The sequence below is a fragment of the Peteryoungia algae genome (assembly GCF_030369675.1).
Taxonomy (GTDB): Bacteria; Pseudomonadota; Alphaproteobacteria; order Rhizobiales; family Rhizobiaceae; genus Allorhizobium; species Allorhizobium algae.
In genome coordinates, this window is sequence record NZ_CP128477.1 from 3,268,423 (window position 1) to 3,292,396 (window position 23,974).

20 protein-coding genes and 1 pseudogene are annotated in these 23,974 nt (G+C 59.5%); 8 read left to right on the forward strand and 13 right to left on the reverse strand.

Annotation, left to right across the window (positions count from 1 at the left end):
- Positions 1-3: 3 nt before the first annotated feature.
- The 11 genes and pseudogenes from QTL56_RS15485 to QTL56_RS15535 all read right to left on the reverse strand — a co-directional run bounded on the left by QTL56_RS15485 (position 4) and on the right by QTL56_RS15535 (position 11,752).
- Positions 4-2,310, reverse strand: a complete 2,307-nt coding sequence (locus QTL56_RS15485; protein ID WP_245133917.1) for a TonB-dependent receptor — start codon at positions 2,308-2,310, stop codon at positions 4-6.
- A 138-nt stretch (positions 2,311-2,448) separates the two neighbouring features.
- A complete protein-coding gene (locus tag QTL56_RS15490) occupies positions 2,449-3,420 on the reverse strand; it encodes a FecR family protein (protein WP_245133918.1) in 972 nt (323 codons plus the stop codon).
- Between the two features lie 193 nt (positions 3,421-3,613).
- On the reverse strand, positions 3,614-4,129 hold the full coding sequence (locus QTL56_RS15495) for a sigma-70 family RNA polymerase sigma factor (protein ID WP_245133919.1): 516 nt from the start codon (positions 4,127-4,129) through the stop codon (positions 3,614-3,616).
- Positions 4,130-4,609: 480 nt separating this feature from the next.
- Positions 4,610-4,929 (reverse strand): annotated as a pseudogene (locus tag QTL56_RS15500) (aldehyde dehydrogenase family protein); the annotation flags it as partial.
- 146 nt (positions 4,930-5,075) lie between these two features.
- Positions 5,076-5,987, reverse strand: coding sequence for a dihydrodipicolinate synthase family protein (locus QTL56_RS15505; protein ID WP_245133921.1), 912 nt, complete (start codon positions 5,985-5,987; stop codon positions 5,076-5,078).
- Complete coding sequence (locus QTL56_RS15510; RefSeq protein WP_245133923.1) at positions 5,984-7,156, reverse strand: L-rhamnonate dehydratase; 1,173 nt, start codon at positions 7,154-7,156, stop codon at positions 5,984-5,986. The genes QTL56_RS15505 and QTL56_RS15510 overlap by 4 nt, the downstream gene beginning before the upstream one ends.
- Before the next feature lie 13 nt (positions 7,157-7,169).
- A complete protein-coding gene (locus QTL56_RS15515) occupies positions 7,170-8,186 on the reverse strand; it encodes a 4-hydroxythreonine-4-phosphate dehydrogenase PdxA (protein ID WP_245133925.1) in 1,017 nt (338 codons plus the stop codon).
- Positions 8,183-9,463 (reverse strand): TRAP transporter large permease, encoded by a 1,281-nt coding sequence (locus tag QTL56_RS15520; RefSeq protein WP_245133927.1) that lies wholly within the window; start codon positions 9,461-9,463, stop codon positions 8,183-8,185. The genes QTL56_RS15515 and QTL56_RS15520 overlap by 4 nt, the downstream gene beginning before the upstream one ends.
- The gene (locus QTL56_RS15525; RefSeq protein WP_245133929.1) at positions 9,460-10,023 is read right to left on the reverse strand and encodes a TRAP transporter small permease; all 564 of its coding nucleotides are present in this window, start codon (positions 10,021-10,023) and stop codon (positions 9,460-9,462) included. The genes QTL56_RS15520 and QTL56_RS15525 overlap by 4 nt, the downstream gene beginning before the upstream one ends.
- Positions 10,024-10,089: 66 nt before the next feature.
- Complete coding sequence (locus QTL56_RS15530) at positions 10,090-10,320, reverse strand: type 2 periplasmic-binding domain-containing protein (protein WP_353958560.1); 231 nt, start codon at positions 10,318-10,320, stop codon at positions 10,090-10,092.
- Between the two features lie 4 nt (positions 10,321-10,324).
- Positions 10,325-11,752, reverse strand: a complete 1,428-nt coding sequence (locus QTL56_RS15535; RefSeq protein ID WP_245133931.1) for a bifunctional helix-turn-helix transcriptional regulator/alpha/beta hydrolase — start codon at positions 11,750-11,752, stop codon at positions 10,325-10,327.
- A 204-nt stretch (positions 11,753-11,956) separates the two neighbouring features.
- On the opposite strand from QTL56_RS15535, the gene QTL56_RS15540 reads away from it, so the two are divergent.
- From QTL56_RS15540 to QTL56_RS15555, 4 genes are all read left to right on the forward strand, one after another.
- Positions 11,957-12,910 (forward strand): helix-turn-helix transcriptional regulator, encoded by a 954-nt coding sequence (locus QTL56_RS15540; protein WP_229576894.1) that lies wholly within the window; start codon positions 11,957-11,959, stop codon positions 12,908-12,910.
- A gap of 193 nt (positions 12,911-13,103) precedes the next feature.
- The gene (locus QTL56_RS15545; RefSeq protein WP_245133932.1) at positions 13,104-14,090 is read left to right on the forward strand and encodes a hypothetical protein; all 987 of its coding nucleotides are present in this window, start codon (positions 13,104-13,106) and stop codon (positions 14,088-14,090) included.
- Between the two features lie 133 nt (positions 14,091-14,223).
- Positions 14,224-17,073: a vWA domain-containing protein gene (locus QTL56_RS20900; protein WP_245135447.1), complete on the forward strand. Its 2,850-nt coding sequence runs from the start codon at positions 14,224-14,226 to the stop codon at positions 17,071-17,073.
- Positions 17,074-17,076: 3 nt separating this feature from the next.
- Complete coding sequence (locus tag QTL56_RS15555; RefSeq protein WP_245133934.1) at positions 17,077-17,934, forward strand: hypothetical protein; 858 nt, start codon at positions 17,077-17,079, stop codon at positions 17,932-17,934.
- A gap of 378 nt (positions 17,935-18,312) precedes the next feature.
- Here the strand turns inward: QTL56_RS15555 and QTL56_RS15560 are convergent, their stop codons facing one another.
- On the reverse strand, positions 18,313-19,521 hold the full coding sequence (locus QTL56_RS15560) for an MFS transporter (protein ID WP_245133935.1): 1,209 nt from the start codon (positions 19,519-19,521) through the stop codon (positions 18,313-18,315).
- Between the two features lie 769 nt (positions 19,522-20,290).
- On the opposite strand from QTL56_RS15560, the gene rnk reads away from it, so the two are divergent.
- The 4 genes from rnk to QTL56_RS15580 all read left to right on the forward strand — a co-directional run bounded on the left by rnk (position 20,291) and on the right by QTL56_RS15580 (position 22,383).
- Positions 20,291-20,710, forward strand: a complete 420-nt coding sequence (gene rnk, locus QTL56_RS15565; RefSeq protein WP_245133937.1) for a nucleoside diphosphate kinase regulator — start codon at positions 20,291-20,293, stop codon at positions 20,708-20,710.
- A 140-nt stretch (positions 20,711-20,850) separates the two neighbouring features.
- On the forward strand, positions 20,851-21,390 hold the full coding sequence (locus QTL56_RS15570) for a GreA/GreB family elongation factor (protein ID WP_245133944.1): 540 nt from the start codon (positions 20,851-20,853) through the stop codon (positions 21,388-21,390).
- A 67-nt stretch (positions 21,391-21,457) separates the two neighbouring features.
- Positions 21,458-22,072, forward strand: coding sequence for a DMT family transporter (locus QTL56_RS15575; protein ID WP_245133946.1), 615 nt, complete (start codon positions 21,458-21,460; stop codon positions 22,070-22,072).
- A gap of 38 nt (positions 22,073-22,110) precedes the next feature.
- On the forward strand, positions 22,111-22,383 hold the full coding sequence (locus QTL56_RS15580; RefSeq protein ID WP_245133948.1) for an EamA family transporter: 273 nt from the start codon (positions 22,111-22,113) through the stop codon (positions 22,381-22,383).
- A gap of 642 nt (positions 22,384-23,025) precedes the next feature.
- Here QTL56_RS15580 and QTL56_RS15585 read toward each other — a convergent pair.
- On the reverse strand, positions 23,026-23,973 hold the full coding sequence (locus tag QTL56_RS15585) for an ABC transporter permease (RefSeq protein ID WP_245133955.1): 948 nt from the start codon (positions 23,971-23,973) through the stop codon (positions 23,026-23,028).
- Position 23,974 lies beyond the last annotated feature (1 nt).

Here is a 23,974-nt window from a genome sequence, read left to right on the forward strand (position 1 = left end):
GGATCAGAAGGTCGCCTTGACTGACAGCAGGAAGGTGCGGCCCTGCTCGTATAGGGGCTCAACATTGCCGAATTCCTGGCCATAGGTGGCGCGGCTCGCATAGGTCTCGTTGAAGAGGTTCTGCACTTCTGCGCGGAACGTCATGTGAGAGAGCTGTTCGGGCTTCCATTCTGTGTAGATGTTGACGACTTCATAGGCCACATAGGTGCTCGCGCCGTCTTCGAATTCGGGTGCAAACTCCATGTCGCCGCCGACTGTCAGGCCCCAGTCGCTGAAGGTGTGAGCTGCTGAAATGGTGATGATGTCGCCAACTGGTGTGGTGAGGTAGTTGCCCGTGTCGGAATCGGCCGGCAAGCCATCGATTTCCGCATTCACCCGTGTGTACTTCACCTTGATGAAGCCGTCGGTCCAGTCATAGCCTGCCCCCACTTCGAAGCCCCAGGTCTCGACGTCATAATTTTGGTTGGCCCGCGCAGCAGCCCATTTCGCCACGCGCGCATCCTGGATCATGCTGCGGAAAAGGCTCCCCTCGGCAGTGAAGCCGTCATGGTGGAATTCGAGCCCGGCGGTCGCGTTATTGGCAGTCGTCACCTCCGGCCCCTCTAGGCCATAGTTCCAGGCGGGGTTCATGATGAAGGCTTCCGCAAGCGGAATACCCGCCCAGACATGGCTTGCACCGGCCTTGGCCGTCAGGAAGCTCGTCAGGTCGTATTCCACGGACGCATTGCCGCTGAGACCGGCATGGTCCCACTTCTCGCCCGTCGTGCCCTCGAACCACTGCTTGTCGGCGCGTCCGCCAAAGGACAGCCGCATGGCATCAACAGGCTCGATCCGCACCTGTGTATAGATGCCGACGTTGCGCGCGCGTTCGGAGGCGTCCTCCGTATATCCGAGCGGCTCGCTAGCGGTTTCCAGTTCGATCTTGTCGCTGTAGAAGTCCAGACCGGCGACAATGTTGCCGTTTTCCAGCGTGAACTTGTTCTCGAACTTGCCGTTCAGGCTGCCGCTCTCGCCCTGTCCGTCATAGGAAGCGCCCACGCCACCGCCGGCATTGTAGAAGATCGGCGTTTCGACCGAGCTGTGGCTGTAGGCCAGCCGCACAGTTGGGTCCCACCAGCCTTCCGGCGTTGTATCCGTATAGGTGAAGACGGTATTGTCGCGTTCAAGCTTGTAATTGCGATAGGCCGGCTCCCAGGGACGCCCGGTCGTGACCACGCTGGCATTTGCGCGGTAAGGCCGATCTGCGTCGTCGCGCACCCGCTCATGACTGATCTCGAAGCGATCGCCGCTTTCGGCCTCATAGGCCAGCTTGCCGAGGCCGCTCAGGAGGTTTGTCTCGGTGCCACGGACCTCATCGCCGTTTCCTGCTTCGTAATTGCCGCCTTTGCCATAGTTCAGGAAGCCGAGAAACTCGAAGCCATCCTGCATGGCCCAGCCGCCAAGGCCGGTGGTGAAGGTATTGCTGTTCGAATTGTAGGTCTCCGACACCATGCCGCCGAAGCCGTTTTGCGTGAGCAGGTCTTTGACATCTTTCGTCTCATAGGCAATTGAGCCGGCCAGAGCGCCCGGGCCTACATCGGCAGGTGCGATGCCGGCATCGACGTCGACGGCCTTCAGCAGCGATGGATCGATCAGGTTTGTGGCATTGTGATGGAAGACGCGGTTGTTCTGACGGCTGCCGTCAATGCTGACTGCGAGCGTCGTTTCTTCCAGCCCGTTGACATAGACCTTCTGCGAGGTCGGGATCGAGCTTCCGACGCTCACCCCCGCTTCGTCGCGGAAGACGTCGGCGACGCTGGTCGGATTGCGCGCTGCGAGTTCTTCGGCACCGATGTTGACGGAGCTGACGCTGGTCTCGGCCCGCTGGCCGGTGACATTGATCTCACCGATCACTGTTGAACCATCGGCTGCAGGCGCGCCACCGGTGACACCAGAAGACTGGTCGCCGACGACGACCGTGCCATTGCTGATGCGCCAGGAAAGTCCGGTGCCGGACAAAAGCTGCGACAGGGCAGCTTCGGTCGAAAGCGTCCCGGAGACGGCAGCGGAATTCGCGCCGCGGGCCGCCTCTGCCGGCAGAGAAACCTGCAGGCCGGATTGGCGGCCGAAGGCCCTCAGCGCATTGGCAAGCGGTTGTGCCGGAATGACATAGGCGCGGGTCGCCGCACTCACCGGCGCCGTCTGCGCCACGACGGGCATCGTGAAAGGTCCGGCCAGAAGCGCAAACGCGCAGGCGGTTGTGGTCATAAGGCGGCGCGACTGTGCCCCGATCAAGGCGCCGCGATCCGCAGTAAGTCTTGTCACTGTCATACTTGTCCCCATACTCAACCGGCTTAAGCCGGGTTCGAGATTAAATACGAGTGAAAGTGACAAGTTTTTCAGGCGGCATTCATCTTTTTGCGATGGTTCGCGAAATATTGATCAAGATACTGAATTGCAGCGATTATTTCAGCGACTTGAGACGATGCGCAGATAGGGAGACGCCGCCCGCACCTGAAGACCGAAGGCGGCAGCCAGTGCCGTTAGCGCCCGGTCTGGATCGCTCAGGTCATAAAGGCCGGTGACCCGCAGCGTGGCGAGGTCGCTTTCCGGCAGCATGATCCAGGCTGGATGCTGGCGCTGGATGAGCGCCACGACATCCCCGAGCGCCTGATCGGTGACGGACAGGCGTCCCTCGCGCCAGAGTGCGATATCGCCGGGGTCGACCCGGCTCAGTTCCGCTTTGCCGCCCCTGCGGTCGACTGTTGCGACGTCACCGGGCGCAAGCGTCAGCTCCGTGCCGTTCTCTACCCCCTGAGGGCGTAGCGCAATCGACCCATGTGCCAGTTCCACGCGCGTGCCATGGCCTGTGTCGCGCACGCTGAAGGCTGTGCCCAGCACCCGCACGGAGGCGTCCTGTGCATCCACGACAAAGGGTCGGGTGGCATCCCGCTCGACCTCGAAGAAGGCTTCGCCGGCCAGTAGTCGGACATGCCGCGCCGTCCCGTCGACGTCATCCGCTAGTGCCGTATAGGGCGCGAGCGTCACCCGCGATCCGTCGGCCAACGTCACGATCCGTGTTTCGCCGGCGCCCGTTAGAAAATCGGCTTCGAGGCGGATCTGCAGCGCCGGGCCGAACAGGGCTACGACGAGACCGGCGGACATCAGGCAGGCCGCTGCGAGCCGAAGGCTGCGGCGGGACAGGCGCAAACCGATCGGTGAAACCCGCGATGCAGGCGAGGGACGTGTGCTCTGCAGCGCGACATCCGGCAAGGCTGCGGGGCGATCGCCAAGGGCTGCCCAGGTGCGACAGATCCGTGTCCAGGCCGCGGCATGGGTTTCTGACGCCTGCAGCCAGTCTCCCCAGGCCGCCATCAGCGCGGGGTCTGCCGGCGTGTCGCGCAACAGCATGAACCAGTCCATCGCTTCTTCGAGGAGCATGGTGCCCTGCTGTTCTGGCTGATCCGTGACACTCACCGCTTGGCTGTTCCCTGGTTGCTTGGTTGCTCCGCACGCGGGCCTAGACGGCATTGCGCGTGGTCTTTCGATGTGTCCGTCTTGTGAGCGAACTTATCTGTGCCTGCTGGATATACGATTGGCTGGATGTCCTTTTTCACGTGCGCCTCGACATTTTTCAATGGCTCCCCCGGTCAAGCGACAGGGCTATCTTCACCATGCCGGCGCGGATCAGCCGGTGGGCCGTCGCGACTGAAATCTTCAGCTCGCCGGCGATTGCCTCCAGCGTCCAGCCCTCGATCCGGTAGAGTTCGATCGCGCGGCGTGTCTCTGGCGGCAATTCCTCCAGCGTCTGCGAGGCAACCCTTGCCTGATCTGCGAAAAGAACTGATTCCTCCGGTGTGCCCTGTTCCTGCGGCAGGATCCAGAACGGCGGATCGACCTCTCGGCCGCGCGTCTCGATGGTACGGCGCTTCAACTGGTCAAGAGCGAGATTGCGCACGATGCTGTAGAAATAGGACAGGACCTGGCGCGGCGCATAGTCATCCGATTCCCTAGGCTTCAGCCGCAGAAAGGCGTCCTGCACGATATCCTCTGCCTGATCACGGGATCCCAGCAGCCGGGTGGCATAGTCCACCAATGCCGACCTGTGTTCCAGGAAAAACGCGATCTGGCGCGGGGTCTGTGCGCTCATAGTCCTAATGCGGTTGAAAGTTGATAGAAAAGGTATGCTTTCCTATCGCGCAACCACGGTTAAGGCAATTGGCAGTTATGCGCACGCCGCATTGCGGACCTGCACGCCCCCCGGCTTTCCTAAGCAGGGGCTGGCGGAACGTGCTGCGCGTTCCGCTCACCGCCACATTAAGGTAATGATTCCCGCTTTGCGCTGTCATTTCGGTCTTTGTGCAGCTCTCGATCCAACCCGAAAGCGGTCGTTCGCTTTTGCCCGGTCAGAGGCCTTGAATCGGTGAGAAGCCGCCATTCCCTGCGATTTGCGTCGATGACAGCTTCGCTGACGAGCAAATTGTGAATATCTTGCGTCCGAAACCTCAGCTATTTCCGTTGGCTATCGAGGTAGCAGTGCCTCCGGCATGTCCTGATAGCAAACAGGCCGCCGGAACCTGCGGATTGACAATGTACCAACCGAGGTCGCACCAAAGTTGGTGCTCGCAGGCTGGCCCACAGTGCGGCCGCGTTCACCTTGCAGCCGCCCGGCAGGAAGACCTGTTTCCTGCGTGCCGATCTCCGTAATCTGGTCGCCGCGCGCCTCGATCTCGTCTGCAATTGCGTTCAGGAACTCCGCGCGCGCCTCCCGCGTGGAATAGCCATAGGTCCAGAAGGCGTCTTCTGCCGCAATGCAGGCGCGGTCAATCAGCTCCGCGGTGCCGATGCTGAATTCGTGCGCCGGGCCATCAGCGGGCTCCGAGCGGAGGTCGCATCGCCTGCGATCCAGTTGCCGGCGATCAAGTGCTTTCCGTGAGGAGTAAAAGACATGTATTTTCCAATCTTGTTTGGCTTGCGGCGCGCCCAGTCCGGGCGCCGCGCTTCACAGCACCGCCCGACTAGCAGGACAATGCTCTGAGGGTGTGTTGCTGAATGTCGTTATGGCAGCAGCGCCGGACGCCTCTGCGCGTCCGGGACTAACGGCCCCAGTTCAGCACCATGGGCTCCAGCGGTTGCAACAGGTCGATCATCCGCTGGCGGATTGCCGGATGCAGCGGCGGGATCGGATGTCGGCAGAACTCGGACCTGATGACGCCACCCTCGACCATGGCCGCCTTGCAGGATTGCCATCCGCATTGCCGGTTCTCATGGTTGATGGCCATCGCCACCCGCCCATAAGCTGCAGTGGCGCCCTCAATGTCGCCGGCATGGTGCTTCTCGATGACCGGTTTGATCTGATCAACAATCATGCCGCTGGTCATCGACCCCGTCGCACCGGCGTCGAGATCAGCCAGCAGGGTGATGCCTTCCTCGCCATCAAACGGCCCCTCGATGGCGTCTCCACCTTCGGCGATCAGCGCACGCAGCTTGTTGGCGGCCTTCGGGCATTCGATCTTGAACAGGCGCACTTCCTCGATCTCCCGGGCCATGCGCACCAGCAGCGGCACCGGTAGTTCAACGCCCGACAGCGGCGCGTCCTGCACCATGATCGGGATGCCCACCTCGCCTACCATGCGGAACTGCTCGAAGGTTTGCTCGGGCGTGCCTTTGAGAAGCGCACCGTGATAGGGCGGCATCATCATGACCATGCTCGCGCCGAGCGATTTTGCAAAACGCGCCCGCTCGACGGCAATCTGTGTCGCATAGTGGCTGATCGTCACGATCACCGGCACGCGGCCAGCCACGTGCTCGAGGCTGACGCGGGTCAGAATCGCGCGTTCTTCATCCGAAATCAGGAACTGCTCGGAGAAGTTCGCCAGGATGCAGATGCCATCGGCACCCTGGTCGATGAGGCAATCGAGAACACGCTTCGTACCTTCGAGGTCGAGCGTTCCGTCCTCGTGGAATGGTGTGGGTGCGACGGGCCAGATACCGGTGTAACGGGTCATTCCACGATCTCGAAGTTCGAGAGATGCTTGTCGCTGATGGTGATCCCCAGACCGGGTTTGTCATCGTCGAGTTGAAGGAAACCATCGACGGCTTCCGGATCACCTTCAAAGATGTAGTAGAACAGCTCATTGCCCACCTCGACATCGAAAACTGGGAAATACTCGCTGATCGGGCAATTGGTGTTGGCCATTGTCAGGTGATAATTGTGCATCTGGCCTGCATGCGGGATGACAGGGATCTGCGCGGCCTCGGCGATGGCGTTGATCTTCTGTGCCGCAGTGATGCCGCCGACCCGGTTGGTGTCATATTGCAAGACGCTGACGGCCTTCTTGTCAATCAGATCCTTGCAGCCGATCACGCTGAATTCGTGCTCGCCGCCCGAAATCGGCACGATGCCCATAGCGTTGAGTTCGGCATAGCCTTCCACGTCATCGGCGATCACCGGCTCCTCGAGCCAGCGCGGCTCGTATTTCTCCAACTTTGGCAGCATGCGCTTGGCGTAATCCAGGTTCCAGCCCATGTAGCATTCGAGCATCAGGTCGTTGTCGTAACCGATGACTTCGCGCAAGGCTTCGACGCGCTTGAGATTCTCGCGCATGCCCGCCATGCCGTCCTTGGGACCGTAGCCAAAGCGCGACTTGTAACCCGTGTAGCCGTTCTTCATGGCTTCTTCGGCCTCGGCCTGCATGCTCTCGACCGGGCCTGCGTAAAGCTTGGAGTAGTAGACCGGGATCTTCTCCTTGGTCCGGCCACCAAGCAGCTTGAACACGGGCTTGCCCACCAGCTTGCCCATCAGGTCCCAGATGGCGACGTCTATGGCGGAAATTGTCATTCCAATGCCCTTGCGACCCCAAGCATGGGTGCGCCGGTACATTTTTTCCCAGATATAGGCGTAGTCGAACGGATCTTCGCCGATCACCAGAGGGGCATACCAGTCGTCGATGGCCTTCTTGACGACGGTCGGCGCGAGCGCCGCATTGCCGATACCGATGGTGCCGTCTTCAGTCTCGATTTCGCAGGTCAGCCACTGGTGAAAGCGGAACGACGCCATCGCATCGCCCTTGAGCCACAGCGCATCGGACGCATTTGTGCAGAAATTCCCGGTGGGCGGCACAGTCGGGCCGGTCCAGTTCCAGACCCGGGTGCGGACGGATTTGATCTTGGTCATGTGCGTTTCCTTGTCAGGCGGCGGCGCGGTTAGCGCGATGATTAAGGGCCATGCGGACGAGCAGGTTGAAGGCCTGCAGGGTGGCGCCGACATTTGCCTTGTTCTGGCCGGCAATGTCGAAGGCGGTGCCATGGGCAGGCGTGGCGACAGGAATTGGCAGGCCGCCGGCCACGGTCACGCCACGGTCGAAGCCCATCAGCTTGATGGCGATCTGTCCCTGGTCGTGATACATCGTGACCACCGCATCAACCTCGCCACGTTGGGCCTTGAGGAACACAGTGTCCGATGGCCACGGCCCAGTGACATATTTTTGCTTATCCTGTGCTGCTTTGACGACGGGCTGCAGGATGTCGATTTCTTCGCGACCGAACTTGCCATTATCGCCGGCATGCGGATTGAGGGCTGCAACGGCAATATGCGGACGGGCGTTGCCGGCACGCTGGCAGGTGTCCTCTGCGAGACCGATTGCCTTTTCCACGGCTTCCGCCGTGATCCGTTCAGCGACGTCGCGAAGACCGATATGGCTGGTGACACGGGTGGTCATCAGATTATCGAGAACGTTGATCTCGCTGTGATAACCCTTGAAGCCGATGTGGCGGGCTATGTAGCGGTGTTCATCCTCGGCGTTCAGGCCTGCACTGGTCAAAGCCGCCTTGTTGAAGGGGCCGAACAGGACGCCGTCCACCTTACCCGCCATGGCCAGGTCCAGCGCCTTGTCGAGGCAACGCAGACTGCACTCTCCGCCTGCAACGGTGACTTCCGCGATTCTTACATCCTCCGGAGCAATGGTCTGCATCGGAAGCCAGCTCAGCCCCTCCTGCGTGTTGACCCCTGCCTCATCGATCTGCGCTAGGTCGACCGTCATTCCCGCCTGCTGGGCACCTTGTTGCCAGACATGCTGATCGCCAATCAGCACAATGTCGGCGGCGTCCCTGACGCCCTCCTGAGCCAAAAGCTTGAAGATCAGTTCCGGTCCGATCCCGGAGGGGTCTCCGGGAATGATGGCAATACGTGGTTTCTGGTCGGTCATTGGATCAACCCTGTGAGTGCGAGAGATACCTGCGGCACATACGTGACCAGCAAGAGGATGAAGGCGAGGACGCCGATGAACGGAAGGTTGGTGCGGGAGGTCTCCCAGATCCCGGCCTTGGCAATCGAGCATGAGGTGATCAGCACCGAGGCCACGGGCGGGGTCTGCTGACCGATGGCGAGATTGAGCGTCACCATGATGCCGAAATGCACGGGGTCGATCCCGACGGCATTGACCAGGGGCATAACCACCGGCACCACCAGGATGATTGCTGCAGCACCGTGCAGGAACATGCCGAGCACCAGAAGCAGCAGATTGAGCAGCGCCAGCACGATCAGAGGGTTTGTCGTAAGCTCGGTGATCTGTTGCGCCAACTGTTGCGGGACCTGCGCTTGGGTGAGGAACAGCCCGAGTGCCGCCGATGTGGATACAAGCAGCATCACGACGCCGGTCTGGCTGACCCCTTCAAGCATCACCTTGCGCAGCCGCGTGACATCAAGATCGCGGTAGATGAAGATGCCGATGACCAGTGCGGCGAGAACCGCCAGTCCAGCACCTTCGGTCGCAGTCACCACACCGGAGAAGATGCCGCCAAGAATGATCACCGGCATCAGCAGTGCCCAGATGGCCTCCTTGAACGACCTCCAGACATGGCAGAGGTCGAAGCCTTCGGCACGCGGCAAATTATAGCGAACCGCCAACACGTAGGTGACCGCCATCAGCAGGACACCGCCCAGGACGCCCGGCACGACACCGGCGACGAACAGCTTGAGCACGGAGGTTTCGGCAATCGCGCCATAGAGGATCATCGGGATCGACGGCGGAATGATGATGGCCAGCGACGCTGACGAGGATGTGATTGCCGCGGCAAGGGTTCTGGAATAGCCGCGTTTCTTCATCTCGGGGATCAGCACTGTGCCGGTGGCTGCAACATCGGCGACGGCGGAGCCGGAAATTTCGGCAAAGACCATCGAAACGCCGATATTGACCATTCCAAGGCCGCCGCGGACGAAGCCGATCAGCGAGGTGACGAAGTTGATGAGCCTGACTGAAATGCCCGAGGTGTTCATCAGGTTTCCAGCTAGGATAAACAGCGGAATGGCGATCAGCGGGAACGAAGTCGAGCCGGAATAAAGCGCGATCGCCATATCGTAGAGCGTGGCGCCGCCCGGTGTCAGGACAAGTCCACCCACGGCAACGATCCCGATGGCGACGGCGATCGGCACATTGATCAGGATTAGGGTGATCAGGGCGGCTGTGGTTGCAAGAAGGATCATTTGTGGTCGTCCTTTCCGAACGCGGACGCGTTCTCGCGCTCAGCTTCGGCAATGGCCTGTTCGATTTCGGCATGGTCGGCATCGATGCCTGCTGCGGCATTTCTGAGAGCGCGCGGCATCGTCAGGAAGGTTCCGATGATCATCAGCGCGGCGGAAACGGGTATGATCGACTGTACGATATCCAGCGTCATCCAGCGGATCGAGAGCAGCGAATCCCACTTGGCGGCCGCGAGCACCGCGTTGCCGTACCACGCGACGATGGCGAAGAAGCCGATCACCAGGAACTCGGATGCCAGCGCAAGTGCGACCGCAGCATATTTCGGCAGCGCGGTAACGATGCCGCCGAAGCTCATGTGCTGGCGCAGAAACAGCGCATAGGTGGCGCCAAAATAGGTGAGCCAGGCCAGAAGAACGATGGCGATCTCGTCGTACCAGGACGGCGACGAACCGAGATAGCGCATTGTGGCCGAATAGATGACCGACAGCGCCAATGCGATCAGCAGTGCAAGACAGATCGTCTCGATCACCCACAGAAGCGCTTTTTCAAACTTTGCGACCATGAAACAGGTTTCCTCCCAAAAAAAAGGAGCCGACCGGGATTATCCGGCCGACTCCGCACCGCTTTTTTACTTGGCCAGAGCCTGCGCGCGGCTCACCAGTACGTCACCGCCCTCCACCTGGCTTGCGAAAGCCGCGTAGACCGGAGCAGACGCTTCGATGAACGCTTTCTTGTCAGGCTGGTTGACCTCGACGCCGGCCGCCTTGACCTTGTCAACGAGCTCGTTGTCAGCAGTCTCACCTTGGGAAAACGACCAGTCCTGGACCGAGGCAGAGACGCTCAAGGCAGCTTCCTTCACCTCATCAGGCAGACCATCCCAGGTGCCCAGACCGGTTGTCAGATAGGGGCGCGAGATTGGGATCGGTACAGGTTGCGTAATCGAGAGGTCGAGTGCGATAGGCGCGCTCGATATACCAATCGACGCCATAGGTCTGGATCATCCGATGAGCCTGTTTGGCCATCAGGTCGACGAGCCACGGCAACATCCCGACGAGCCGCATCATTGCCTGTTGTGTCGGCTGCAATCGCCGGATGCCGCTGCGATCAAGGACGCCCGTATAGCCGATGGCGATAAGCGCGTGGAACCGGTCTGGGCGCAGGCTTGCTTCAGCGAGCAGCGGCAAGATGCCGTTGCTCAGCCCGATCGCAATGCAGGGTGCCTTGACCACATGGTCGAGAAAGCCACGAAGCGCGGCGAGATTATCTTCCAGCGGAGATAGATTGGAATGCTGGCTGGAATTACCGAAGCCCGGTCGGGAAAGGGCCAGAAGCTTGATGCCGGCATCTCGCAATTGGCCTTCGCTGTCGGGTGGCAGGAGATAGCACATCGGTAGACCGCGGCAGAGAATAACGGGTCGACCATCGGGGTCACCGAGCCACGTCCAGGCGATGCAGCGCCCGTCCGGTAGGCTCAGCATCTCTTCGCGGCCAAGCGGGTCCCTCCATGTATCGGTCTTGCCCTGACGGTCCTGAATGGCCCGCCCGGCGGTCATTGCGAGAAGCCGCATGAGCTCGACCTGTGAGGGTGCCTCAGTCTTTGCCATGATGCTCTTGAGCTGGGTGCGCACCGTCAGCAATGAAACATTGCGAGCGGCAGCGGTGGCGGCAACGTCACGGACACGGAAGAAGATCCGCGCGATTTCTATTTCGGCGGCCGAGAGCCCGAAGGCTTGCGCGAGCATCTCTGAAGCGCGATCGGTCCACTCGATTTCCAAGGAACGAATGGCGACGAAGGCGGCGCCGTCGAACTTCGCAGTGAGAAGCCACGCCTCGGCCAGGATGGGATCACTGTTATCCAGCGGGGTCATCCGGAGAATGGCCTGCGAGCGATTGGCGCGCTTGTTCGCTGCGCGCATCATGGTCCGAAAGGTTTCCAGTGATCGCGGGTCTACTCTGTCCAGATCAAGGAAGCTTCCCTGTCGGGCTCCGAGAACGGATGCCCCTTCGGTATTGGTGACGACGACGCGACCTTCGGGGGACAGCACGAGTGCCGGACCGGGCACATCCTGCACTGCGCGTGCCAAGGGGTCGTTCTCGGCGGGAATGTCGAGGCCGTCGAGGGTTGTGCGTGCCAAGGCAAGTTGCGCCAGAAGCGCGCCCGACAGTTGCTTCGAAGCTTTCTCATCATCCGGAATGCGACCGAGTTTCGCCTGCCAACTATCGATCATGGCGTCGAAGGCCTCCTGATCGACAATGGCGCGATAGGTGTTCGAGATGATATCGAGGTCCACGTCTGCATCTATCATCGCGGTAGCAACCGGCCCGTCTTTGCGGTCTATGGCTGCCTTCACAGGATGATTTGAACGTGCCCCATCTCTGTCCATGGGCTAACCTCCGCCAAAACCCTTGATCGGGATGATACGCCAAATGGTGTATGCGACAAATGACGGGTATCACTACAAGGGCAGGGGAGACGAGCCATAGGGGAGGTCATCATGCCATTGCTGTCCATTCGATCGCAGGATTTCGACCGGGCAAGCCGCGTCGATGCGTTTCGCAATGTCGTTGCCAGTATGACCAAGGTGGACTTCATTCCGGATGACCGGCAGCATTTCAGTTCGGAGACATCGATCGCCGTCTTGCCCGGTGTGATCATCGGGCATGGTCGGCATTCTGCGTCGAGAGCCATCCGGACACGAAGCCATGCTGCGGAGTGTAGCGACGACGTGATGTTTCATATCCCGCTTGCCGGCGGTGGCACGATCTCGCAGATCGGTGGAAACGAAGAGGTTTTGCGTGCCGGAACTGTCTATGTCGATCCGGGCGACGTCCCCGGGACCGTGCGGTTCGGTGGCCAATACATGGAGGGCATTTATGTCTCCATTCCAAAGGCCCATCTCGGAATGGCTGAGGCAGGGCTTCAGGCGGCACTCAGGCGTTCTGCACCGCTGACACCGCAATGGCGGCTTTTTCTCAACTACGCCCGCAGTCTGCATGCCGAACTGCCAGCATTGGCCCCCGAAGAGGCAGCCCAATGCGTGGCGCATGTCCAGGATCTTGCTTTGATGGCCCTGGGGGCGACGCGGGAGGCGACCGAGATTGCCGCCGGGCGCGGCGTGCGGGCCGCACGATTGAAGGAAGTAAAGAGAGAGATCGAGCAAAATCTCCTCTCGGCTGAATTGAGTGCCGACGGTGTCGCAAGCCGGCTGGGCTTTTCATCGCGCTATCTTCGCGCCCTCTTTGAGCGGGAGGGAACATCCTTCCGCGACTATGTGGCGAGCCGCCGTCTGGCGCGAGCCTATCGCATGCTGTGCGACCCGGCTTTGCAGCATCTCAATATCGCTCAGATCGCCATGGAGGCAGGCTTTGGGGATCTGTCCTGGTTCAACACTCGTTTCAAACAGACCTATGGCATGACACCAAGGGATGTGCGGGCCGGACTCGCATAGCCGCCTGACAGGGAAGAGGCGGGACCAGCTTTAGTCCGCCTTGGTGCCCGTCTCTGTGTCCTTGTGCCATTGCCCCCGCAAATGGGTGCCGTCAGGCCCAAGACCGAAGCTTCATCGAAATCTACTGTCGATCCTGGCGGCCATTCCCTTGCCAGGACATGCCCCCTCGTGACCTTTTTGAGGATCAAGCTCTATGTGGAATTTCAGTTTATCGGGTGCTCTGGCGCTCATGGTGCGCACTGCTCCCTTTCTTTTCTTCCGGATGGCCGTCTACTTCGCCTTGGCTTGCGCCTATGTGATCGCGACCGGAACGGGGGGCGCGGTCGGTTATGGCGTCGGCCAGTTTGGAGACGCTGACTTCCTGGCGACCAGCACAGTATTTGGTGGATTGGCTGGCTTTGGCCTGGTGGCGGCGATCGTCTATCTTCTGCGAGAATATCTGCTCTATCTCGTCAAGGCGGGGCATATCGCCGTGCTCGTGGAACTGATGGACGGTCGAGCTCTGCCTGCGGGCGAAGGACAGGTGACCTATGGCAGCCGGATGGTGCGCGAACGCTTCACCGAGGCGAGCGTTCTTTTCGGTATCGACCAACTCGTCAAGGGTGTGATTGCCGCCATTGCTGGACTCATTGAGGGGATCGCGTCGCTCCTCCCCATTCCCGGTCTCGATACGGCAGCCCGCGCTTTCCGGAGTTTCCTGAAGATCGCTGTCGGCTTTACCGACGAGGTGATCCTTGCCCATGCCCTGCGAAGCCGTGCAGCCAATCCATGGGCTTCGGCGGAAGAGGCCCTTGTCCTCTATGGGCAGAACTACAAGATTATGTTGCGCAATGCAGCCTGGCTCGCGGTCATCATCTACGGCCTATCCTTCATCGTGTTCCTGCTGGCGCTCGCGCCTGCTGCTGCACTTGTCTATCTGATGCCCGGCACGCTTAGCGCGGGCGGCGTCGTCTTTGCTCTATTATTCGCCTGGGCCTTCAAGGCAGCCTTGCTCGAACCGCTCGCCATCACCTGCATGCTGCAGGTCTTCTTCAACACGACCGAAGGACAGGTGCCGGATCCGCAATGGCGGGCACGTCTCCAGGACCTGTCGGGAAAATTCAGAGACATCGGCAGCAAGGCTGCAAGCTGGGCATCGGGTCGGCAGACACCTGTCCGCCCCCTTGCGGCATCGGCTTGAGAGGAACAGATCCATGAAAAACGCTTTGCTGAAAACCGGCAGTCTGCTTGCAGGGCTATTGCTTGTTCAGATCCCGACGGGACAGGCCGAAGACGCGCCACGCACGATCATCGTCATGGATGGCTCGGGCTCGATGTGGGGACAGATCGACGGCCGTGCCAAACTCGAAATCGCCCGTGAAACCGTGGCAAACGTGCTCGGCAAGATCCCGGCCGACCGGGAACTTGGACTGGTGGCCTATGGCCACCGCAAGAAGGGTAGTTGCGACGATATCGAACTCATGGTCCCTGCGGAAAAGGGCACCTCGGACCGCATTCTCGAAAGCGTCAATACGATGCGCTTTCTGGGAAAAACGCCGCTGAGCGAAGCCGTCCGTCAGGCGGCCATATCCCTGCGCTATACGGAGGAAGAGGCAACCGTCGTGCTGGTCACAGACGGCTTGGAAACCTGTCAGGCCGACCCTTGCGCTCTGGGCAAGGAACTGGAAGCGGCAGGCCTCAATTTTACCGCCCATGTCGTGGGTTTCGGATTGAGCAATGAGGAAGGCGCTCAAGTTGCCTGCCTCGCAGAAAATACCGGCGGACGTTACATTCAGGCCAGCAACGCGAAGGATTTGACTGATGCGCTGACACAAACGGTCTCTGCACAAAAGACTGAACCAGAGCCCGCGCCTGTTGCAACACCAAAAGCAACGATTTCAGCCCCATCGACTGCCGCGATCGCGACCAATGTTGATGTCGATTGGACAGGTCCAAATGGCCTGGAAGACTATCTTGAAATCGTGCCTGCAACGACGCGCGATGCCGCAAGTGGCAGCCGGAACTACGCCTATGCGAAAGATGGCTCACCAGTGCGCATTGTCGTCCCAGCCAGCGAAGGCGACTATCTCGTCCGCTACATCTGGAACGGGCCCGATGGTCGCAAGGTGCTCGCCACAGCGCCATTATCGGTCACCGATTCGGAATTTGCGCTTGTGCTGCCGGAAGGCGAAATCCAGATGGGTTCTACCATTTCGGTGCGTTGGAAAGGCCCGGATGGTCCCGGAGACTATTTGGCAATCCGGAAGGTCGGTAACGCCGAGGCGGGCGATATCAACTATGCCTATACCAGGGACGCAAACCCTGCCGAAATGGTGGTCCCAAATGTCTCGGGAGACTACGAGCTTCTCTATATTGTCGAGGGAACGGGAGAACGCCGATCTGGTGTTTCCGTTCCTCTCAGGATTGTCGAGGGCGAGGTGTCGCTGAAGGCGGCACCTGCCGTTCGTCCTGGCGCAACGGTCCCCGTGCTTTGGGTAGGTCCCGGAAGCAGCCTGGATTACATTGATATTGTGCCCTCGAACCATACGGAACCGAGTGGCGAACTGACCTATGCCTATATTGGCGGCGCAGGACCAGGACCCCGTGAACTAGGGGCACCAATGGAGCAGGGAAATTATCTGATCCGCTATCTGTCAGAGGGCGCTGGCGGACGCCGGGTACTTGCCAGCATCCCACTCACAGTGGACCCGAACGCACCAGATATCTCAGCCATTCCGATGGTAGAGGCGACATTTCAGGTGCCTGCTGATTTCGCCGGAACCGCGATCCAGTGGTCGGCTGCGCCCTTGCCGGGCCAATCCATTGCTCCGGAAGGCTGGGCTATGAATGACTTCGTGACCGGGCCGGTCACGGAGCAATTTGAACCCGGGATATATGCTGTTCGCGGAGACGCCGCTGACGTCGTCTTCACGGGCGAGGTCACCATCGCTCCCGTTGGCGAGAACCGCTTTGTGATTCTCCCGGATGAGACGCAGTCTCCGGCGGGAGCTGTCGATGGTGCTCCGCAAGATACCGGGTCTGACGGCAACGGCGAGGACACCGGATACCTCTGCGACGGTCCGGCACCTTGCCCCATCACGGACGGGAAGACCGGTCTTGCCTTCATGCTGCCCGCTGGCTGGTGGACGGATTATCCCACGACCGAGGGATACACCAGTGGCGCTGAGGCGGCAGGTGACGTCTTTGCCCCGCGCGTCAATTTCTTCCGGACGGGCACAGACGATGCGCTGGTCCTCGGCCCCCGCCAGTGGGTTGCCATGAACGGCCCATGTGAAGATGTTGGTGCACTCGGTCAGTTCTGTATGTTTCAGAGCGCGGATCCGCAGGTGCTGGCCGCTTATCAGCTCGTCAAGGCGACGTTGAAATGGGAACCACCGCAAGGCCAAGCAACTCTCCGCGACGGCTGCGCTGATGATGACGGCCATGGTCCGGACGCTTGCGAGAACTGGATGGAGGCGGGTGCGAAAGTATTTTCGGACTACCCGCATCGATGCCTTCCGGGTGACCGTTCAGTGCAAAACTGCGACATGCGCGATGGCGAGACCAATCTCTTCTTCCATCTGCCGGAGAACTGGGTCGCGGAGGTGGAACCATCATCCCCCTTTCCGCTCGCTGAGTTTGCACAGCAGGCGGGTTCAGCCCATTCGATCTGGCTCAATCCGAAGGATCGGCCTCTCGGCGATCGGGGCTGTTTCCTGACACGGGTCGGGCAAGTGTGCCTGGATCCGGACAGCGCAGATGAAACGCTGGATGGTGTGCGGCAGACCCTGCAGTTTACGCTGACGACAGGTGAGGTCCTGCGCCGCTGCGGCGACGAGGATTGCGACTTTGCACACCCAAATCCCGCATTGTCGGGCAGGCTACCGGCGCTCTGGTCGGTCGAGGTCGGGCGCCCGCTCCCGGACGGTCGTATTTCTACCTGGTTCTGGGATCGCGATCCCGCAGGCAATTTCAAACTCGTCGGTCTCAATCAGCCGGGCGGTGGGAATTGCCTTGAGGCCGGGGCAGGGCAGATGCTCTGCGAGTTCACCCCCTACATCTCGACGGACGAGTTCAACCTCATCCGCAAAAACCTCAAGGTCAGTGCACTTGCGGCATCCGGGCCCAGAAAGCTTGCGCCCGCCGAATTCGAGCGTGCCCTCTCCATTGTCAGGGGGAACTGAAACATGCGCCGCCATGTCATCGCGACAAGCCTTTTTCTTTTGGCAACTGCCTCGCTTTCTTTTGCCGCGGAGGATTGCAACAGCCCTATCATCTCCATTGATGCAAACGGACAGGCGGAATTCATTTCCCCTGACCGGCAAGTGAAGCGCGAAATGGAGAGCTTCTTTGGTGCGTCGCCGAGGCCAGACTCGATCCTTGTTGTAGACGCCCGAACCCGCCAGGGCACATGGATCGCGCAAACGGAACTGCCGTTGGTCTTGGTAGGGTTCGGCGCCAAAAGCGATGGCTACCTCTATTCCGGTCCAAGCCACTGCCTGCCGCCCGGATTGCCCGTCGATCTGCCGGACAACAGGCGCCAACCGGAGGAGCTTCCACCGGGCAATCCGCCGCTCGAACTTTTCCCCGGCATCGAACCGCAGTCCGGTCTCTGGCAGGCGCGTCTTGGCGAAACGCGGCTTGATGAGTGCCCGGCCCTGATGCAGCAGGTTTTCCCGAAATCGCTTGGCGCCCTACCTACGGAATGGTTGGCGCCGCGAATACTCGAATTCGAGGTGCCTTTCCATCCAGACCAGCTTGAAATGTCTCGCCGACTGTCGGCCGAAGGGCTGAACTCGATTGCTTGGCGCAATGCCGGGGAGAATGCCTGGACAACCGAGGTGTTTCCTGAGCTTTTCGGCCAGTTACCCGCAGGACAGGGGGCAGGCAGTAAGATGACCTGGCGCCTCACGCTCAAGAGTGAGACGGAGATAGAACATCTCTCGACCGTCCAGATCGTTTTGCCGAAGGAAGCCGCCGTGTTGGGCGGGAGTGGCAACTGTCGCATGATCAGTCGCAATTACTGGATCAGGGTTTCTGATTGATCGGAAAGATTGGGAAGCGCTGGTCCCTAAGGCAAGCGAAGAAATCGGAACGCGGTCGTATTATCATCCTAGAAGAGGACATATACTGCCGTGAGGATACTCAGCCACTCGCTGCGCATCCGCGGCCCGAGGCTCGAAAGCGTCTTGAATAAGCCCGCTTCCTTTCATGCATGGATCAAAGAGATCCGATGCACTGACCCGGAAAGCTGACAGAAACCTGGAGGGTAGTCTCGGGCTGTTGTGATGCCGAGGTTCAGGTAAAGCGAATAAGAAGCCGCCAGCTTGATAGAGGCTCTGCCTAGTCAACGGCTCTCGGGGTCCCCAGCCAACTCTGCAAGACCCGGTTCAAGGCGTTTGACCGCGTTCCAGAGAGACCATTTATATGCTTCTGTGCTCAATCTTTGGCAGACACCATGCAAAAAGCCCCGCAAGTGGCAGAAATGAGCAGATAAGGTAGACCGTTTCCACGCCATAGCGATCGGCGAGGACGCCCAAGAGTGCGGCGGCGATGCCACCCAGACCAAAATTCAGGCCGTAAAACAGCCCCCCAATGAGGCCGATGCGGTTCGGTAATAGTTCCATCGCGTAGATCAGGATGGAAGCAAAAGCGCTGGCCATGATGAGATTGATCATCACGGTCAGAATGCCAGTCCATAACAGATCGACATGAGGAAGGATTAGGGTCAGCGGCAGTGGCCCGAGCACTGAAATCCAGATGATGCGGTATCGGCCGATCCTGTCCCCCACGATGCCTCCGATCAAAGCTCCGGCAGCTGATGCGAGCAGGAAGATGAACAGCATCATCTGGGCGGACGGGATGGAAAGATCAAATTTTTCCATGAGGTAGAAGGTGTAGAACGAGCGGAAACTTTCGCCGTACGCGTTCTTCGTGAACATGAGGAAAGTCAGGACGGCAAGAGCCGTGGCGACCGACGCCGGAGCTTGGCGTACGCCACCTTCCTTGCTAATTCCATTCGCTCGCGTGGCCGCGAACACGGCGCTGATCGCCCTCTGTTTGGATCCAATCCACATTAGAAGTGCCATGGCAAGCAGCGCGAGAACAGCGAACCAAGAGAGGCTGGACTGGCCGAAAGGCACGATCAGGATAGCGGCGAAGACAGGGCCGAGCGCTCCGCCCGCCTGGCCGCCGACTTGAAAAAGCCCTTGAGCCAGTCCCTGCCTTCCTCCCGCCGCATAACGCGCCATGCGGGTCGCTTCAGGATGGAATATGGAAGACCCGATTCCGATGAGTGCGACGGAGGCCAGGATGATCGCGTAGCTGTGTGCAAATGCAAGGCTGATGATCCCTGCCACCGTAAACATCATCCCCACGACAGGCGAGTACGGCGCGGGATGCTTGTCGGTAACGAAGCCTATCACCGGCTGCAACAACGAGCCAGCAATTTGAAATGTCATGGTGATCATACCGATTTGTACGAAATTGAGCGCATAGGCTTCTTTCAAAATCGGATAAGCCGCTGGGATCAAGGATTGCATGAGGTCGTTCAGTAGGTGGGTGAGACCCAGAACGACAAGCACGCCGATGTAAGTATTGGAACGGCGAGTGGCGGAAGCAGTGACTGTCATGATGACTTCTGTGTTTTACCGAGAATCACGCCATCCAGTAGAGGTGGCGATGAGATGTCCTTGTTTATACGTTGAAAATCGGAACGTCACGACAAATGCACAACGGCTGACATGATGAGGTTGCATCGCTCCGAAACCGCGCCTCACACGCACGCTGGGACCAGAACTTGGTCCCCCGTGCAGTCGCCATACTTCGTAGCAGACGCACGAGGTACGACGATCGCGACCGTTCCGAGATCTGCAAAGACACAACTCCAGTAATTGGGGAGCAATCGTCTTTCCTTTCGTGCGTGTTGGCCATTTCGCCCCTGATTTCACCCAATCAGCAAAAACGATGAAGACGGTGCAATGATACGCGCCAATTTCGCTCGATTCGACAGACCTACATGGGAAGCTAGCCCTTGTGTTTAATTGATAGAAGTCAAAAAGCTCCGAGGTCGAGTTTGTCTCCACAGATGGCCTGTGTCTTCGGCATCAGATCGCCCGTCCTGTAACGCCGGTTGATGATGGACCGGCTATGCTTGACTTCCTTGTCCGAGCCCGCCATCTTTTGATCATGTTGATCGAACGCTTCCATAACATCCGCTCACGGATGTGCCTCATCGCAGGCATCTGACCCCCGGCCCAATCGCGTCGCGATAAGGTCGTGGGGCATGGGTAGCGTCCCCGCTCGGGGCAATGGGCTACGAAGCGACACTCAATCCCAGTTTTATGTTTTAGAGCGGTGCGCCGGATGCGCGACCGCGCGTCTTGTACAGGAGGCCCGAGCATGGCTCTCGAAAAGAAACGGCAACGCAAGCCGGCAATCGTTCTCACCCGGACCGATCATGGAAGGCTCTACCGCCTCGCGGAGGCCCATGCCGGACGGAACCCGGATGTTTCCGAGGAGCTTCTTATCGAGCTCGACCGTGCGCGTATCGTGCAGGACGCCAAGATCGGCGCGAATGTCGCACGCATGGGATCGAGGATCCGCTTCACCAGCGATCTCGGGGAAGACCGCAGCGTCACGCTGGTCTTCCCAGCTGAAGCGGATATTGCGGCGAACAAGATCTCCATCCTGACGCCGATCGGCGCGGCCCTGATCGGTCTTTCGACTGGTCAGTCCATCGATTGGGTGGCACGGGACGGGCGTTCGCACTGCCTTCATGTCGAAGAGGTGGCATCTCCTGAATTGGTCGATCCGGCATGATGTTGCCCACAGTTTCCCGCCTCGCGATCAGGGGAGGTTGTCTCATCGCAGGATAGGCTCCCCTGCGCGATGTTCGCGCAGGGGTATCTCCCGCTCATGTCGATGGACGCGCTGGCGACGGCGCGATGGAGAACTGCGAAATGTCGAACAACACTTACATACTGACCACAAAGGATTTCACCATACTCGAGGCCATGGCAGACAACTGGCAGGGCCGAAATGATCGGCTCGTTGGGCTTTTCCGGCACAAGATCCAAAAGGCCATCGTCGTGTTCCGCGACGATCTTCCGGGGGATGTCGCCAGCATCAACAGCCGTGTGCGCTTTCGCGTCCGCGGCGGCGAGAGCGATATCCGGGTGATCTCGACCGGCCAGGCAACTGGCCCGGTCGGCCTGTTCCTGCCTATCACGACACTGCGTGGCCTTGCTCTACTCGGGCTTCGCCAAGGCCAGGAGATCGAGTTTGAAAATACGAATGGTGTCCCAGAGACCATGTTGCTGGAAGCCGTGGAATACCAGCCCGAGGTATCGCGGCCGGAACGGCAGATGTTTGGTCAGGAGCCGGTCACGAGCCTGCAAAGACCGCACTTGCGTCTCGTGTCGGGCGGCATGGATGGACTCCACGGTGAGCTGATCGGTGCTTCGGACGGTTTCGACGATCCGGGTCCTTCGGCGGCCTGACTCCCATTCATCACTCTCTCGGACGCGTGCTTTTTTCGGGCACGCTTCCGACCTGAAAGAACCGAACATGCATAAAATCACGCAGTTTCAACATTCCGATTTCATCCAGGGGCTCTTCTGGATGGCCCTTGGCATGATCTCTTTCGTCGGGATGTCCGTCGGATCGCGAGAGCTTGCCAGCACGCTGTCGATCGAACAGGTGCTTTTCTTTCGCGCGCTGATCGGCCTCTGCGTCATCGTCGCCTTCGGCCGGATGTTGCTGCCGGAGCTGCGTCATGCAAAGCTCTTCAAACTGCATCTTGCGCGCAACCTCGTGCATTTCATGGCCCAGTATCTCTGGACGATCGGCGTCGTCATGCTGCCGCTCGCTTCCGTGTTCGCGCTGGAATTCACCATGCCGATCTGGGTTGCCCTGTTTGCCTTCTTGTTTCTGCACGAGAAGTTGACGAGGCCAAGGATCGTCGCAACGATCAGCGGCTTCATCGGCGTGCTTGTCATCATCCGTCCCGGTATCGGGACGGTCGAACCGGCCGCGGGTCTCGTCCTGATCGCCGCCGCCGGTTACGGACTCTCGCTGATTTTCGTCAAAAGGCTGACGCGCGACGTCTCGCCGGCTGCGATCGTCGTCTGGATGATCCTCATCCAGCTGCCACTCGGCCTCGGGGCCTCGGGGCCTCGCTGACCGACTGGCGGCCGGTGCACGCAGCCGATATTCCCTGGATGGTAGTTGCCGGTCTCGGCGCTCTCTGCGCCCATTATTGCCAGGCGCAAGCCCTGAAGCGCCTTGATGCGTCCGTTGCCATGCCGATTGATTTTCTGCGGGTGCCGATGGCAGCCGTCGTCGGCTCCTATGCCTATGGCGAGGCGATCGACCTCTGGGTTGTCCTTGGCGGTGCCATGATCGTGCTGGCCAACTATCGGACCGTGATGACGGAACGACGCGCCGGAGTGGGATCGCTTTCCGCCGGCCCGGCTCCTCCAGGATCAGTGTGATTGCCTGGTGTTGGCATCTCGTAAAGGGTTCGCCGACACCATGCAGAACCTATTCGCCGCGAGTCAAAGGAATTGAATGTAGCAACGTGTAGCCAGCCTGTCCGTAGAATGTCCGGTGGAGCAGCCTGCCCGTAGTTCCATAATTCGACCTTAGCCCACAAAAGGCTAGTTCTCGACGCGGGCTTTTTACAAGTCTCGGTTCAAATCCTGCCAGCGCAACCAATCAAAATCGAAATTCTCCCAAGCCAAATATTTACGTGTAAGCTCCTCACCATAGCGGTCGAGGAGCTTTTGGCGTTTGAGCGAATAACTTGAACTTCAAATCCGCCGAGCATTTTCGGGGATATAGGCCAAAGCCTCACCACGCGGAGACCTAGCCGCGACGCGTAGGCGGAGATGCATGCGCCAGATCTGCAGCTCTGCCACAAGATGCAGATGCCCCGGCCCGTTCTCCATCTGAAGCTCACCGCCTGATTGTGTGGCGGATTTGCCTGGCTGGTTTATCATATCGTCGGTTAACCGGTAGTGCCCCTCGGGCCGGCTCGAAGCAACGCGGCCCGACCGGAAATCACGGATGGCTACGAAAGATCCAGCCAGACAGCGCAACCGGATCGCATCCCAGCAACACGCCGGATACGGATGCTAGCGATTGCCGGAGCGCAAATTGGACATCATCACGGCGAAAACGATGATGGTCCCAATGACGATGCCCTGCCAATAGGGATCGACATCGATGATGTTCAATCCGTTGGATATAACAGCCATCAAAAATGCGCCGACAACCGTGCCCATGACATTTCCGCGCCCGCCACTCAGCGACGTGCCACCAATGATGACCGCCGCAATTGCGTTCAATTCGTATCCCACTCCCGCAGAAGGAGGCGCCGCACCGACGCGCGCTGCAAACACAATGCCTGCAATGGCACAGCAGAACCCGCTGAGTGAATAGGTGACAATGCGCACGAAGGGGATGTTGATGCCCGAAAGCCGCGCGGCTTCTTCGTTGCCACCAATCGCATAGATTTCGCGTCCAAGGCGGGTGTATTTCAAGAGGATCACCGTGGCGATCACCATGACAAGCGAAAGCAAGATCGGGAAGGGTATGCCGATGATCTTGCCGTCCGCGATCCACAGAAACGGTGATGGAAATGACATCGACGGATTGCCGCTCGAGATCAGCAGAACAACGCCCCGCGCCACCCCCATCGTGCCGAGTGTTGCAATAAAGGCCGGGACCTTGCCGTATTGGATGATCACGCCATTCAGTGTACCCGCCGCGACAGTCAGCACTATCGCAATGAAGGCGGCCAGAACGATGTTCATCTCGTTGGCTATGCCCAAGACAGCGGTGACGGAAATCGTCAGCGCCAGGAGCGAGCCAACCGAAAGATCAATTCCGGCCGAGATGATCACCACGGTCATCCCCAGGGCGATGATCAGGTTGATCGAGGCCTGTTTGCCGATGTTGAATACATTGCCGACCGTCCAGAAATATTCCGATGAAAACGAAAGGGTGACAACGATTAAGAACAGCGCAAATGCCGCAATGATCGGTTGGCGGTTTTCTTTGAAGATGCGATCGAAATTCATG

Coding starts and splice junctions, on each gene's coding strand:
- QTL56_RS15485 (WP_245133917.1), bottom strand. CDS start 2,310: ATGACAGTGACAAGACTTACTGCGGATCGCGGCGCCTTGATCGGGGCA.
- QTL56_RS15490 (WP_245133918.1), bottom strand. CDS start 3,420: ATGCTCCTCGAAGAAGCGATGGACTGGTTCATGCTGTTGCGCGACACG.
- QTL56_RS15495 (WP_245133919.1), bottom strand. CDS start 4,129: ATGAGCGCACAGACCCCGCGCCAGATCGCGTTTTTCCTGGAACACAGG.
- QTL56_RS15505 (WP_245133921.1), bottom strand. CDS start 5,987: ATGACCCGTTACACCGGTATCTGGCCCGTCGCACCCACACCATTCCAC.
- QTL56_RS15510 (WP_245133923.1), bottom strand. CDS start 7,156: ATGACCAAGATCAAATCCGTCCGCACCCGGGTCTGGAACTGGACCGGC.
- QTL56_RS15515 (WP_245133925.1), bottom strand. CDS start 8,186: ATGACCGACCAGAAACCACGTATTGCCATCATTCCCGGAGACCCCTCC.
- QTL56_RS15520 (WP_245133927.1), bottom strand. CDS start 9,463: ATGATCCTTCTTGCAACCACAGCCGCCCTGATCACCCTAATCCTGATC.
- QTL56_RS15525 (WP_245133929.1), bottom strand. CDS start 10,023: ATGGTCGCAAAGTTTGAAAAAGCGCTTCTGTGGGTGATCGAGACGATC.
- QTL56_RS15540 (WP_229576894.1), top strand. CDS start 11,957: ATGCCATTGCTGTCCATTCGATCGCAGGATTTCGACCGGGCAAGCCGC.
- QTL56_RS15545 (WP_245133932.1), top strand. CDS start 13,104: ATGTGGAATTTCAGTTTATCGGGTGCTCTGGCGCTCATGGTGCGCACT.
- QTL56_RS20900 (WP_245135447.1), top strand. CDS start 14,224: ATGTGGGGACAGATCGACGGCCGTGCCAAACTCGAAATCGCCCGTGAA.
- QTL56_RS15555 (WP_245133934.1), top strand. CDS start 17,077: ATGCGCCGCCATGTCATCGCGACAAGCCTTTTTCTTTTGGCAACTGCC.
- QTL56_RS15560 (WP_245133935.1), bottom strand. CDS start 19,521: ATGACAGTCACTGCTTCCGCCACTCGCCGTTCCAATACTTACATCGGC.
- rnk (WP_245133937.1), top strand. CDS start 20,291: ATGGCTCTCGAAAAGAAACGGCAACGCAAGCCGGCAATCGTTCTCACC.
- QTL56_RS15570 (WP_245133944.1), top strand. CDS start 20,851: ATGTCGAACAACACTTACATACTGACCACAAAGGATTTCACCATACTC.
- QTL56_RS15575 (WP_245133946.1), top strand. CDS start 21,458: ATGCATAAAATCACGCAGTTTCAACATTCCGATTTCATCCAGGGGCTC.
- QTL56_RS15580 (WP_245133948.1), top strand. CDS start 22,111: ATGGTAGTTGCCGGTCTCGGCGCTCTCTGCGCCCATTATTGCCAGGCG.
- QTL56_RS15585 (WP_245133955.1), bottom strand. CDS start 23,973: ATGAATTTCGATCGCATCTTCAAAGAAAACCGCCAACCGATCATTGCG.